The 13439-nt window shown below is 61.9% G+C and carries 15 protein-coding genes; 13 read left to right on the top strand and 2 right to left on the bottom strand.

The window, feature by feature from the left end:
* Nucleotides 1–52: 52 nt before the first annotated feature.
* The 4 genes from HY30_RS14915 (at nt 53) to HY30_RS14900 (ending at nt 5885) form a co-directional block, all read left to right on the top strand.
* Nucleotides 53–724 (top strand): DUF2497 domain-containing protein, encoded by a 672-nt coding sequence (locus tag HY30_RS14915; RefSeq protein ID WP_034742364.1) that lies wholly within the window; start codon nt 53–55, stop codon nt 722–724.
* An 82-nt stretch (nt 725–806) separates the two neighbouring features.
* On the top strand, nt 807–3752 hold the full coding sequence (locus HY30_RS14910; RefSeq protein ID WP_034742362.1) for a valine--tRNA ligase: 2946 nt from the start codon (nt 807–809) through the stop codon (nt 3750–3752).
* 40 nt (nt 3753–3792) lie between these two features.
* Nucleotides 3793–4827 carry an isoaspartyl peptidase/L-asparaginase family protein gene (locus HY30_RS14905; protein WP_034742359.1) on the top strand — a complete coding sequence of 345 codons (1035 nt, stop codon included), beginning with the start codon at nt 3793–3795 and terminating at the stop codon, nt 4825–4827.
* Nucleotides 4828–4850: 23 nt separating this feature from the next.
* Nucleotides 4851–5885, top strand: a complete 1035-nt coding sequence (locus tag HY30_RS14900; RefSeq protein WP_051615534.1) for a DUF3137 domain-containing protein — start codon at nt 4851–4853, stop codon at nt 5883–5885.
* Nucleotides 5886–5896: 11 nt separating this feature from the next.
* Here HY30_RS14900 and HY30_RS14895 read toward each other — a convergent pair whose 3' ends face one another.
* Complete coding sequence (locus tag HY30_RS14895) at nt 5897–6127, bottom strand: hypothetical protein (protein WP_034742356.1); 231 nt, start codon at nt 6125–6127, stop codon at nt 5897–5899.
* 229 nt (nt 6128–6356) lie between these two features.
* On the opposite strand from HY30_RS14895, the gene HY30_RS14890 reads away from it, so the two are divergent.
* Nucleotides 6357–6734, top strand: a complete 378-nt coding sequence (locus tag HY30_RS14890; protein WP_155839355.1) for a hypothetical protein — start codon at nt 6357–6359, stop codon at nt 6732–6734.
* Between the two features lie 3 nt (nt 6735–6737).
* Here HY30_RS14890 and xth read toward each other — a convergent pair whose 3' ends face one another.
* Nucleotides 6738–7514 (bottom strand): exodeoxyribonuclease III, encoded by a 777-nt coding sequence (xth, locus tag HY30_RS14885; RefSeq protein ID WP_034742350.1) that lies wholly within the window; start codon nt 7512–7514, stop codon nt 6738–6740.
* An 87-nt stretch (nt 7515–7601) separates the two neighbouring features.
* Here xth and HY30_RS14880 point away from each other — a divergent pair, with 87 nt between their 5' ends.
* From HY30_RS14880 to yajC, 8 genes are all read left to right on the top strand, one after another.
* Nucleotides 7602–7823 (top strand): twin-arginine translocase TatA/TatE family subunit, encoded by a 222-nt coding sequence (locus HY30_RS14880; protein ID WP_034742346.1) that lies wholly within the window; start codon nt 7602–7604, stop codon nt 7821–7823.
* Nucleotides 7824–7845: 22 nt separating this feature from the next.
* Nucleotides 7846–8271 carry a Sec-independent protein translocase protein TatB gene (gene tatB / locus HY30_RS14875; RefSeq protein ID WP_034742343.1) on the top strand — a complete coding sequence of 142 codons (426 nt, stop codon included), beginning with the start codon at nt 7846–7848 and terminating at the stop codon, nt 8269–8271.
* The gene (tatC, locus tag HY30_RS14870) at nt 8268–9095 is read left to right on the top strand and encodes a twin-arginine translocase subunit TatC (protein WP_081812270.1); all 828 of its coding nucleotides are present in this window, start codon (nt 8268–8270) and stop codon (nt 9093–9095) included. The genes tatB and tatC overlap by 4 nt, the downstream gene beginning before the upstream one ends.
* A gap of 89 nt (nt 9096–9184) precedes the next feature.
* A complete protein-coding gene (locus HY30_RS14865; RefSeq protein ID WP_034742340.1) occupies nt 9185–10156 on the top strand; it encodes an NYN domain-containing protein in 972 nt (323 codons plus the stop codon).
* A gap of 73 nt (nt 10157–10229) precedes the next feature.
* Nucleotides 10230–11528 (top strand): serine--tRNA ligase, encoded by a 1299-nt coding sequence (serS, locus tag HY30_RS14860; protein WP_034742338.1) that lies wholly within the window; start codon nt 10230–10232, stop codon nt 11526–11528.
* Entirely contained in the window at nt 11525–12286 is a 762-nt protein-coding gene (gene surE, locus HY30_RS14855) for a 5'/3'-nucleotidase SurE (RefSeq protein WP_034742333.1), read from the top strand. Before serS ends, surE begins: the two co-directional genes overlap by 4 nt.
* Nucleotides 12274–12927: a protein-L-isoaspartate O-methyltransferase family protein gene (locus HY30_RS14850; protein ID WP_034742330.1), complete on the top strand. Its 654-nt coding sequence runs from the start codon at nt 12274–12276 to the stop codon at nt 12925–12927. Before surE ends, HY30_RS14850 begins: the two co-directional genes overlap by 13 nt.
* 123 nt (nt 12928–13050) lie before the next feature.
* Entirely contained in the window at nt 13051–13422 is a 372-nt protein-coding gene (gene yajC, locus HY30_RS14845) for a preprotein translocase subunit YajC (protein WP_051615533.1), read from the top strand.
* The last annotated feature ends 17 nt before the right edge of the window (nt 13423–13439 follow it).

The following is a 13439-nucleotide window of genomic DNA, read 5'->3' as shown; positions in this document are numbered from 1 at the left end:
TCTTACCCATTAACCTGTACTGATTCTGATGGGTAAAGAGTAAGGGGCTGACATGGCCAACGAAGCGCACAAGGAACCGACGATGGAGGAAATCCTCGCGTCGATCCGCAAGATAATCTCAGAGGACGATGCCAGCACGGCCCGCCGTCCCGGTGCGCCGACTCCCGTTCGCGAGGAAGCACTCGAAGAAGCGGATGATGGCGGTTTCTCCGACATGACGTTCGACCCGGTTGAGGAAGATGCCGATGACAGCATCTTCGAGGCTGAGGAAGATGACACGTTCGTTCTCGAAGAGCCGGAACAGGTTGCCGAGGAAAGCGAGCCGGAGCCTGCCGATTCCTTCGAGGACCTGCTCAGCGCGGCCCGCTCTGTCGAAGAGCCTGAGCCGGCCCCCACGTTCCGTCATGAACCTGAACCCGAGCCGGAACCCATTCCGGCACCTGCCCCCCGTCAAAAAGCCTATGCTCCCGTGGAGAATGAAATGCCCGCCAGCGCCCGCTACCAGCAGACCGTCCTGACTGACGAGTCGACATCCGATGCCGCCGCCGGCGCGCTCGGCAAGCTGATCTCCCGGATGGATTTCGGCGGCGACAACACGATCGAGGGCCTCGTTCGTGAGCTGCTCAAGCCGATGATCAAGGACTGGCTCGACGCCAACCTGCCCGGCATTGTCGAGGAAAAGGTCGAAGCGGAAGTACAGCGCATCGCCCGCATGGCGCGCTAGCCTCTCCCGCCAAATTGTTTATAGGGAAGGGCGCGCTGCCACCGGCGCGCCCTTTTCTTTTGCCCTGGAATACGCCTGACCCATGCTCGACCAACGATTTGACCCCGCCGAAGCCGAAACACGCCTCTACAAGGCCTGGGAGGCGCGCGGATGCTTCAAGCCTTCGGGCGACACCAGCGCACAAGCCTATTCCATCGTTATCCCGCCGCCGAACGTCACCGGCGTGCTGCACATGGGCCACGCGCTGAACAATACGCTGCAGGACGTTCTGGTCCGCTTCGAGCGCATGCGCGGCAAGAACGTGCTCTGGCAGGCGGGCACCGACCATGCGGGCATCGCCACGCAGATGGTCGTCGAGCGCCAGCTGGCCGAGGCAGGCAATGAAAGCCGCCGCGAGATGGGCCGTGACGCCTTTGTTGATCGCGTCTGGGCGTGGAAAGAGGAATCCGGCGGTGCCATCGTTGGCCAGCTGAAGCGCCTTGGCGCCTCTTGCGACTGGTCGCGCCTCGCCTTCACGATGGGCGACCGGGCCGAGCCCGACAACAATATGATGCGCGCCGTCACCAAAGTGTTCGTCGAACTCTACAAGAAGGGCCTGATCTACCGCGACAAGCGCCTCGTGAACTGGGACCCGCATTTCCAGACGGCGATCTCGGACCTCGAAGTCGACCAGCGCGAAGTCAACGGCCATTACTGGCACCTGCGCTATCCGCTCGCAGACGGCGTGACCTATGAGCATCCCGTCAAGGACGAGGACGGAAACGTCACCGGCACCGAGACGCGCAACTATATCGTCGTCGCCACCTCGCGCCCTGAAACCATGCTTGGCGATACGGGCGTGGCCGTGCATCCGGATGACGAACGCTATGCGGGCCTCGTCGGCAAGTTCGTGGAGCTGCCCATCGTTGGCCGCCGCGTGCCGATCATCGCGGACGACTATGCGAACCCTGAAAAGGGCTCCGGCGCGGTGAAGATCACGCCTGCGCATGACTTCAACGATTTCGAAGTCGGCAAGCGCGCTGGACATACGCCGCTGAACATCCTGAACGCCACGGCGCACATCGTTGATGGCGCGGATGCGGACGCGGCTGGCATACCGGCGGACTATCGCGGGCTTGACCGGTTCGATGCACGCAAGAAAGTGGTGGAGACGTTCGAGGCGCTTGAAATGCTGCAGGAAATCGAGAACCTCAAGATCGAACAGCCCTTTGGCGACCGCTCCAACGTGGTCATCGAGCCGTGGATGACCGACCAGTGGTATGTCGACGCCAAGACCATGGCCCAGCCTGCCATCGCTGCGGTAAAAGAGGGCAAGACCCGTTTCGTGCCCGAGAACTGGGAAAAGACCTATTACAACTGGATGGACAACATCCAGCCATGGTGCGTCAGCCGCCAGCTCTGGTGGGGACACCGGATCCCGGCATGGTTTGGTCCAAACGGATCGATATTTGTTTGCAATACCGAGGGTGATGCTTGGGCTTCTTTGCTGCGGGAGGAAGAACGTCCATTTACTCAGGACCCATCGTCACGAGAAGTGACAATTCCCCACTCGGAACTGGCTTGGGTTCTTTCGAGATTCTCGCCATCGGCACGGTCGCTGCTTGAGGAAAACGAATCTGATCCCGATGCTTCGGATCCAACCGACCTCATGTTGAATTCTGCAATTCTACGATCGTCGGGGCGAATTGAGGAGTTTCGCAAAGAAGTGCTGAAACAGGACGAAGACGTCCTCGACACATGGTTCTCCTCCGCGCTCTGGCCGTTCTCGACCATGGGCTGGCCAGACAAGACGCCTGAGCTGGAAACCTTCTACCCGACTGCCACGCTCATCACGGCCTTCGACATCATCTTCTTCTGGGTTGCCCGGATGATGATGATGGGCATTGAGTTCATGGGCGAAGTTCCGTTCAAGGATGTCTATATCCACGCCCTCGTTCTCGACGAGAAGGGCCAGAAGATGTCCAAGTCCAAGGGCAACGTGATGGACCCGCTGGAACTGGTGAACGAATATGGCGCCGACGCGCTGCGCTTCACAATGGGCCGCATGGCCGGTCAGGGGCGCAATATCCGCCTCTCGAAACAGGCCGTCGAAAGCAACCGCAACTTCGCAACCAAGCTGTGGAACGCGGCGCGCTTTGCCGAGATGAACGAATGCGGCGCGCCGGGCGAGATCGATTTCGCCAAGGTGACGAGCCCCGTGAACCGCTGGGTTCTTGGCGAGCTTGACGCCTGCGAAGCCGAAGCCACGAAAGCCATTGAGGAATACCGTTTCAACGATGCGGCGGGCGCGCTCTACAAGTTCATCTGGAACGTACTGTGCGACTGGTATCTCGAACTCATCAAGCCGCTGCTGATGGGCATGGACGATACGGCCAAGCAGGAGACGCGCGACGTTTGCGGCTATGTGCTGGACGAGACGCTGAAACTGCTCCACCCGTTCATGCCGTTCGTGACGGAAGAGCTGTGGGAGCGCCGCGCCGCGGGCCGTGTGGACGAACAGGGTTTCCTGATGCTCCAGTCCTGGCCGCAATATGATATCGCGCGCGATGCGGGAGCCGATGACGAGATCCAGTGGGTGATCGACCTGATCACGGAAGTGCGCTCGCTGCGCAACGATCTTGGCGTGCCGGCAGGCTCGAAGATTCCGCTGTCGCTGGTCAATGCCGGGCCGGTCATCGAGGATCGCGCTTACCGACACGAAGATATCCTCAAACGCATCGCGCGCCTTGAAGACATTGTTGTCAGTGAGGCGGTTCCGGATGGCGCCGTCTCCACGGTTGTTGGCGAAACGGTCGTGGCGCTCGGTATTGCCGATCAGATCGACGTGGCCGAAGCGCGCAATCGGCTCGACAAGGAGATCGGCCAACTCGACAAGGATATCATGTCCACCGAGAAGAAGCTCGGCAACGAGGCCTTCGTTTCGAAAGCGCCGCCCGAGATCGTGGAAGAGAACCGCGAGCGTATCGTCGACTGGACGGGCCGCCGTGAAAAGCTCAAGGCCGCCCGCAAAAGCCTTGAAGACCTCTAGGTAATCAGTCCATCCTGCCTTCAGCAAACTGGAGGCGGCGATGACACTGAAATCCCTGACGATCCTGGCGGGTGCTGGCCTGTTCCTGGCGGCGTGTGCAACTCCGGTTGAACCTGAGCCCGTTGCGGCCCCCAAATGGCATCTTGCGATCCATGGCGGCGCAGGCGTGATCCTGCGCGAGAACATGACGCCGGAAGAAGAGGCGGCCTATACTGCGGGTCTCAACGCGGCGCTGGAAGCCGGGGCGGCCGTGCTGCGTGAAGGCGGCAGCGCGGTGGACGCGGTGCAGGCCGCTGTCATTCCGATGGAAAACAATCCGCTGTTCAATGCCGGTTATGGCGCCGTGTTCGCGGCCAATGGCACACATGAGCTGGACGCTTCGATCATGGACGGACGCGACCGTGATGCGGGCGCCGTCGCGGGCGTCATGCGGGTCAAGAACCCGATCCTCGCGGCGCGGGCCGTTATGGACAAGTCAGAGCATGTCATGTTCGCCGGGCCGGGCGCGGATGCCTTTGCTGACGGGCAGGGGCTTGAGATGGTTGTAAACACCTATTTCGACACTGACAGGCGGCGTGAGGCGCTGGACCGGCTGCTTGAAGCGCGGGAGGCCAAGCCGCTCGCCGCACTGCGCTCGGATGAAGAGCGCTTCGGTACGGTTGGCGCGGTGGCAATAGACAGCGAAGGCAATTTGGCGGCGGCGACCACGACGGGCGGCATGACAGCCAAAGCGCCGGGCCGTGTGGGCGATGCGCCGCTGATCGGTGCGGCGACCTATGCCGAGAATGGCGTCTGCGCCGTGTCAGCCACAGGCCATGGCGAGTACTTCATCCGCGTCGGTGTTGCCAAGACGATCTGCGACCGTGTGAAGTTCCGGGACGAACGAGTGGGGACAGCCGCTGGTGTGGCGCTAGGCGAAGTCGCTGCGCTGGGCGGCGATGGCGGCGTGATCGTTATCGATGGGGCCGGGAATGTGGACTTCGTATTCAACTCGGCCGGCATGTATCGCGGAGAGATCAGCCCCTCGGGATCATCAACGGCCATATTTCGTGATCCGCCAGCAGGAGACGAATAGATGCAGACGCGAAACGACGACCTATGACGGACGAGACACCTGACCTTCCCGGCGGCGAGCCGCCACGGGTGGATCCCGAAATCACGGTGGCCCTTGCCGGCCTGCCGGATGGCTTCCATCATTTCGGACAAGTCTTCCAGGACGAGATCCGCCCCGCGCTGCAGGCGCGTGAGGGTGACCGTCTGGCGGCCGTCGGCAAGGCGCGGCAGGCGCGCTATGTCGGCGGGGCGATCGGTGTCGTCGGCGTTTTGGTTGGGCTCTTTGTGGCCAAGATGCCATTTGTTGCATTCATCGCGGCCATTGTCGGGTTCGGCTATGTCTGGTGGGGCTCGCGGGACGTCACGCAACTCGCCAAGGAGGCCAAGACGCTTCTGGTCACGCCCGTCGCGCGCCAGTTCGAGCTCAGCTTCACGGCCGATCCCGGGCAGGTGGATGCGATCCACAAGCATCGGGAAATCGGTCTCGTGCCCAGCTGGGACAGGGCCAGCTATGAGGACCTGGTTACCGGTGCGCGCAAGGGCGTGGAGTTCGAGCTGTTCGAGGCGCACCTTGAAGAGCGGCGGCAGACAACCGATTCCAAGGGCCGTTCACGCACGCACTGGGTGACCGTGTTCAAGGGCCAGTGCCTGCGCTTCGAATTCGACAAGACCTTTTATGGTCGCACGCTGGTGACGCGCGATGCGGGATTCTTCAACCGGTTCGGCGGTGGCAAAGGCATGCAGCGCGCGAGCCTTGAGGATCCGGTCTTCGAGAAGATCTTTGAAGTCTACACGACAGATCAGGTCGAGAGCCGCTACTTGCTGACGCCCGACCTGATGCAGAAGCTGGTCGACATGGAGACGACTTTCCATGGCGGCAAACTGAAATGCTGCTTCGATGGCGGCGACATGTTCATCACGGTGCAGGGCGGCAACCTGTTCGAGCCGGGCACCATGTTCAAGCGCCTTGATGATCCCGACCGGGTGCGCGAGCTGCTGAGCGACTTCGCGGCCGTGTTCGACATCATCGACTCGGTCGTCGCCAACCGCCGCGCACAGGACCCGCGCGCAGGCGGCTGACGGTTGACCGGTCAGGCCACATGCGTGGCGGCTGTTCCAGTCGGGGCGTTTGCGTCCACGGGCAGGGCAGGGATGGTGAAGGCTGCCAGCATGGCGATGGGCAGGATCAGCGTCCATTTGGGGGCCCAGCGGGCGCGGCTCAGGTCAGCGGGTATTTCGAGCGGGGCGACAAGTTGATCCAGCGTGACAGCGACGTCCAGTGCGGGATGCTTTGAGGCGGTGTCGATCTTCGGGGCAGTCATTGGTCTATCTCCTGAATGTGCGCTATGTGAGCGAGCAATCACAAAATCATCTCGGAATGCGGCAAAAATACGGCGAAGTGAGCATTTGATCATTTTTAATTTGCGGCACGTGCCGTCGCTTGAACGATGGCGGAAATGGACCCAATTGGGGCCAGTCTGTGACGGCTTCATTCAGGTTTGCTTCAGTCGCCATCGGGCATTAGGCAGGAAAATGAAGAAGGACCCCGCCATGATCCGTTTGCTCCTTGCCTCGCTCGCTTTGACCGTTGCCACGCCGGCGGCCGCCGATTCGCTCTCGCCGAAGCAGGTGGAGCGCTGCAAGGCCATGCAGGTGACGCTGGCGCCGAAAAAGGCCGAGCTGGAAGAGGCGACGGCCAAGCGGGACGCACTCGCGGCCAAGGCCGAGGCGCTCGGCGAGGGATATGAAGACGCGCAGGTCATGCGCCTCGCTTCGGCGTCAAATGCCGAGGCCGCCGATTCTGCGAAGGCGGAGTTCGATGCCGCCAAGCGCGCCTTCGCGCAGGCGGAATTCGCGCTGCAGGCCAATGCGCGGCAGTTCAATCAGGACGTCGCTGACTACAACCAGTCCTGCACGCCTAAAAAATAGGCATCAGTCCTGAAAAATGCCGATCACGGGAACGTGGTCTGAAGGTTTTTCCAGCTCGCGCGCCTTGCGGTAAATCTCGACGCCGCTGAGGCGGTCTGCCGCCTGGGGCGAGCAGAGCAGGTGGTCAATCCGGATGCCGTGATCCTTCGGGAAGGCGCCGCCCTGATAATCCCAGAACGTATACTGGTGCGCACGTCCGTCGCACATGTCGAACACATCGGTCAGGCCGAGATTGCGCAGGCGCCGGAAGGCTTGCCGCGTTTCAGGCAGGGCGAGGGCGTCTTCGGCCCAGACCGTTTCGTCCCAGCTGTCATTGATACCGGGGATGACGTTGTAGTCGCCGCAGAGAACAAAGGCCTCTTCCTGCTTCAACAACTGGCGCGCATGGCCTTCAAGGGCCTCCATCCATTCCAGTTTATAGTCATATTTCACGCCCGGCGCAGGGTTGCCATTGGGCAGGTAGATTGCGCTCACGCGGATCGGCGTCTCGGCCATAACCAGCGCCTCAATATAGCGTGACTGGTCGTCTTCCATGGTCGAGAGACCCTTCTGGACGTCGTCCAGCGGGTATTTCGAGAGGATGGCGACGCCATTATAGGATTTCTGCCCGTGAACGGCGCAGGTCCACCCCAGTTCCTCAAGCTCCATATAGGGAAAGCCGTCAGTCTCACACTTGAGTTCCTGAAGGCAAACGACGTCACATTCGATTGCGCCCAGCACTTCCAGAACAGTGGAAAGGCGGGCCTTGATCGAGTTGACATTCCAGGTCGCGATACGCATGCCACTTCCTTTAACAGCTTCGCCCCATTGTTCCAGCAGGAACGGAGCGCTATGCTGCAATGCGAAACACCTAATCAGGAGGCCCCAATGGGCTCAGTCGGACCTCTCCAGATCGTTCTCGTCATCGTAGTGGCATTGCTGCTGTTCGGGGGGCGTGGACGGATTTCTTCCATCATGGGCGATATGGCCAAGGGTGTGAAATCGTTCCGCAAGGGTCTTGCGGATGATGATGAGCCCAAGGCCGTCGACAAGGATGACCTCGTCGACGTGACCCCGAAGAAGAAAGACGAGTCGAAAGTCTCGTCATAGTGTTCCTGGTGGAGGGCGCATAATGCTGCCCGGCGTCGGATTTTCCGAACTCCTTGTCCTGGCCCTTGCGGCGCTCATCATCGTGGGCCCGAAGGACCTGCCCTTGATGATGCGGAAGGTTGGCCAGATGGTCGGCAAGGGCCGTGCCATGGCGCGTGAATTCCAGGCAGCATTCGAAGACATTGCCCGCCAGAGCGAGCTGGAAGAGCTGCGCAAGGAAATCGAAGATCTCAAGCGCACCAACATGATGACCGAGGCGCAGGCCGACCTCGCCAATATGGAAGGCGAGATCAATTCCGCCGTCATGAAGAAGACAATGGCCGAGGAAAAGGCCGCGGCTGAGGGTGCTGCAAAGCCTGCTGCACCAGCCCCCGAAGCGGCCGAGGCAACGGCGGAATCTGCATCGCCTGAAGCGCCTGCGCCCAAGTCCAAGGACGATGCTGCGTGAACACCACCCCGCCCAAGGACGAACAGCCTGAAATCCTGGATGATGAAGTTGAGGCGAGCCGCGCCCCGCTGCTCGAGCACCTGTCCGAGCTGCGCTCCCGCCTGATCATTTCGCTGAGCGTGCTGGCCATCGCCTCGCTTGGCTGCTTCTTCGTCGCCCAGCCGATCTATGACTTCCTGCTCGCGCCCTTTGCCGCCAAGGCCGAAGCGCTGCGCGGCGCGCCGCTGGAACTGATCTTCACGGCGCCGATGGAATTCTTCTTCGCCAAGGTGAAGCTCGCCTTGTTTGCGGGCATCTTCCTGTCCTTCCCCGTCATCGCCTGGCAGATTTACGCCTTCGTTGCGCCAGGCCTCTACAAGAACGAGCGGGGCGCTTTCTGGCCCTTCCTCGTCTTTGCGCCGTTGCTGTTCACTGCTGGCGCGGCCTTTGTCTATGTGCTCATGCTGCCCATGCTGGCGCGCTTCTCGATCTCGCAGGAGCAGATCAACAGCGGCGTCGCGACGATCAAGCTGCTGCCCAAGGTCTCGGAATACCTGTCGCTGGTTATGGCCCTGATGCTGGCCTTCGGCATCTCGTTCCAGCTGCCGGTGATCCTCACGCTGCTGGCCAAGATCGGGCTCGTTTCCGCGCAGACGCTGATCAGTGGCCGCAAGTATGCCATCGTCATCATCCTCCTGTTCTCGGCGGTGTTCACGCCGCCGGATGTGATCTCCCAGCTCCTGCTCACGGGGCCGGTCTATTTCCTGTATGAGATATCGATCTTCTGCGTGAAGCTGATCGAGAAGAAACAGGCCGAACTGGACGCCGACTCTCCCGCTGAATAGTTAATTTTGGTGCGGTGCAAGGTTGCTTTCCGACCTCGGATGTAGAACATCTGTCACTCGCTCCGTCCGCGAATCAGGGAGAAACCCTTTTGTCACGCGTTAACAGCGTCCTGCTTGTCGATTTCGACAATATCCACGCTGCGACGGGCGAGGCCTTCACCGAAAAAGTGGCGAACTGGGTACTCTGGCTGGAGGATGGCGCGCTGTCGCACCGCCAGAAACGGCGCAAGTTCCTGAGCAAGCGTGTCTACTGGAACCTGCAGCACGATATACACAGGCAGACATTCGAGGCCGCCGGTTTCGAAGCCTTCAACTGCCGGGCCTTCGCCAAGAACAAGATCAATTCCGGCAAGAGTTCGGCCGATATCGTGCTGACTATGGATGCGGTCGAGATGGCCCTGCAGCGCAAGGGTCTCGAGGAAATCATCGTTCTGACGACCGACTCCGATTTCGTGCCTGTGGTGAATCGTATCCAGTCTCCCCGGTTGCGTGTCGTTGTCGGCGGCAAGGAAACCGACCCGACTTACGACCTGTACAGCCAGCATGCCGATGCGGTTGTGCACATGTCGGCGCTAAAGGCCGCATGCGACTATGAGCGCACCAAGCGCAAATGGTATCGCTTCCGCAGTCCGCCGCCCGAAGTGCCCGAACCGCGCCTGGTTCACGAGCGTCGCTCGCCCCTGATGATGCGGGTGCGCAGTGCTGTGCGCGACGAAATGGATTCGCGCAGCGACGAGCCCCGGTCGGACGACGCGCACCCGCACCTTACCCGCGCTGCGGAACTCGTCATGCAGCTCGGCGCCCGCACGCCGGATCAGCCCATCGCGCGGGAGAAGATCATCAAGGCCCTCGGCGCCATTCCGGATTTCACGCCAACGCCTCAGAAGGGCAAACCGGCCTGGTTCGGCCTGCGCAATTTTGCCGTGATGATGATGCGGCTGCGCGCCCTTGAGCCCTGCATTGAGGTGCGCCCGCAAAAGCGCAACGGCACGCAGGTCATCTGCCGCATGCCTGACAAGGCCGTGAAGTCGGCCGTGACACAGGCCGAAGCGCGCGCCTGAGACCACTTCGAGCAGTGGACGCCGCGCGCCGCGCGCATTAGAGCGAGTGGCAAAGCCAACTCAGGACCGATCCATGTTCGATATCCGTGCCATCCGAGACAATCCGGACGCTTTCCGCGCCGCCTGGAACCGCCGCAAGCCGGGCCTTGGCGACTCGGTCGCCGAAATCCTCCGGCACGACTCGGCGCTGCGCAAGGCGGTGACCGACAAGCAGGATGCCGAGAAGGTCCGCAACGAGAATTCCAAGCTCATCGGCCGCGCCAAGGCGGAGAAGAACGAGGAAGAGGCCGCCCGCCTGATGGCGCTGGTCGCCGAGGCCAAGAGCACGATTGAAACGGCCGGTGAACAGGAAGCCGCCGCCAAGGCGCTGCTCGACGATCTGCTGATGGGCCTGCCCAACCTGCCGCTGGCCGAGGTGCCGGAAGGCAGCGACGAAGAGGGCAATGAGGAACAGCACCGCTGGGGCGATCCTGCGCGCATCAACAACCCGAAAGACCATGCCGATCTCGGCGAGGCGCTGAAGAGTGATCTCGGTTTCTCGCAGATGGATTTCGACAGCGCCGTGAAGATGAGCGGCGCCCGCTTCGTCGCCCTGCGCGGCAAGCTCGCCCGGATGGAACGCGCGCTGGCCGCGTTCATGCTCGACCTGCAGACGGAGGAGCATGGCTATGAGGAAGTGAGCCCGCCGCTATTGGTGAAAGATGATGCCCTTGTCGGTACGGGACAGCTACCGAAGTTCGCTGAAGATCTCTTCAAGACAACGCTGGACCATTACCTCATCCCCACCGCCGAAGTCCCGCTCACAAACCTTGTCCGCGAACAAATCCTAGACGCATCCCGTCTTCCCCTCCGCTTCACCGCGCACACGCCTTGCTTCCGTTCGGAAGCGGGTAGTGCGGGGCGCGATACGAAGGGCATGATCCGGCTGCACCAGTTCAACAAGGTCGAACTCGTCTCCATCGTGGAGAACGAAGAGGCGGGCCTCGAAGAGCTGGAACGCATGACCGGCTGCGCCGAGGAAGTGCTGAAGCGCCTGAACCTGCCGTTCCGCCGCATGCTGCTCTGCACCGGCGATATGGGGGCAGGGGCCCGCAAGACCTATGACCTCGAAGTCTGGATCCCCAGCCAGAACACCTATCGCGAGATCAGCTCGTGCTCCTATTGCGGCGACTTCCAGGCCCGCCGCATGGACGCGCGTTTCCGTAAGGAAGTCGGCGCCAAGCCCGAATTCGTCCACACGCTCAACGGCTCCGGCCTCGCCGTCGGCCGCACGCTGGTCGCCGTCATCGAGAACTACCAGAATGAAGACGGCTCCATCACGGTGCCGGACGTGCTGCGCCCCTACATGGGCGGGCTGGAGGTGATTTCGTGAGAATCCTCCTCACCAACGATGATGGCATCAACGCGCCGGGCCTGTCGGTGCTTGAAGACATTGCCAAGGAACTCAGCGACGATATCTGGATCGCCGCGCCGGAAGAGGAACAGTCCGGCAAGGGCCGCGCCATTTCGCTGACCCAGCCCGTGCGCGTGCGAAAGGTTGGCGCCAAGGCGTGGGCGATTGCCGGCACGCCGTCCGACTGCGTGCTGCTAGCAACGCAGGACCTGATGCCCGATGCGCCGCACCTTGTGCTCTCCGGCGTCAATCGCGGCCAGAACATTGCCGAGGACACGAGCTTTTCCGGCACGATTGCGGCCGCCATGTTCGGCATGCAGCTGGGCATTCCGTCCATCGCGCTTAGCCAGGCGCAAAGCTTCCGGGAGCGTGGTTCACTGCCCTGGGATACGGCGCGCGCATGGGGCGCCAGGACACTGAAGCCGCTGCTCGCGCAACCCTGGCCGAAGGACGTCGTCATCAACGTCAACTTCCCCGACCGCGAGCCGGAGGACGTGGCGGGCATCCAGATCACCCGTCAGGGCTTCCGGGACGAGAGCATTATCCATACCGACCGCCGCGAAGATCTGCGCGGAAACGACTATTACTGGATCGGCCACAAGGCGAGGCTGTCCAAGCCCGATAATGGCACGGACCTGCGTGCCATATATGACGGCTATGTCTCCGTATCGCCGCTGCATGTGGACCTGACACATGAGGCCTATCTCACGAAACTCCGCGAGACATGGCAGAGCTGATCGCCGATCCCTTCCGGGCCGCGCGCCTCGTGTTGCACCTGCGCCAGGAGGGCATCACCGACGATGGCGTGCTTAAGGCCATGGAGACGATCGATCGCGGCGCTTTTGTAGACACACCCGGCCTCGACAAGCTCGCCTTTGAGGATTGTATCCTGCCGATTCCGTGTGGGCAGATCATTCCACGCCCAGCTGTGACCGGCCAGCTGCTGCAGGCGCTACAGATTCGCCAGATGCGGGAAGCCCGTATCCTGCTGATCGGCATGGGCAGTGGCTACACGGCCGCGCTGGCGGCGCAGCTCGGCGCGGATGTCTTTGCGATGGATCGCTTTCGCCGCCTCTGCGACGCGGCGCGCATGCGGATGCTGGACCTCGGCCTCGGCAATGTGGCCGTGCGGCATGGCGATGGTCTGGCCGGCTGGCCTGAGCGGGGCCCTTATGACCGGATTCTCCTGACAGGTGCCGTGGACGAAGTGCCGGATGTCCTGTTGCAGCAGCTGGCCAAGGGCGGTGTGCTGATCGCGCCCTATGACACGGCCGACGGTCAGGTCCTGTTGCGCATGGGTGCGGACGGCTCTCAGGAGCGGCTTGCCATCGCCCACCCGCTCGCGCCGCTGATGGAGGGGCGCTCGCGGGCGCTCTAGGACAGATTCGCGCGACCTGCAGGGCTTGTTTGCCAAGGCTTGCGGCCACAGCTATAGGGGCATGACTTTCGCGGGTGCCTGTGGGCGCCATTGCGGACAAGGGTTACAGGGAGTTGGACCATCATGCTGAACAAATTCGCCGCGGCTGCCGTAGTTTTCGCGGGCCTGTCCCTGCCGGCCCTCGCGCAGGCCACACCGCCAGCCGCAGGCCCAGGTGTCCTGACGCAGGTCATGTTCTTCCTGCCACTGATCCTGATTTTCTACTTCCTCCTGATCCGCCCGCAGCAGCAGCGTGCCAAGAAGCACAAGCTGATGATCGAAGCCGTCAAGCGCGGCGACACGGTGATCACCTCGGGCGGCCTGATCGGCAAGGTGGTCAAGGTCGGGGAGACGGAAGTTTCGCTTGAACTGGCCGAAAACGTCCGCGTCCGCGTGATCAAGGCCATGGTTGTTGACGTGAAGGGCAAGAACGAGCCCGTTGCTGCCAACGACTAGGCCGCCGCTTTCCGGCT

It is taken from the genome of Hyphomonas chukchiensis (assembly GCF_000682695.1).
In the GTDB taxonomy this organism is placed as follows: domain Bacteria; phylum Pseudomonadota; class Alphaproteobacteria; order Caulobacterales; family Hyphomonadaceae; genus Hyphomonas; species Hyphomonas chukchiensis.
This window is presented reverse-complemented; position numbering and strand designations above follow the sequence as displayed.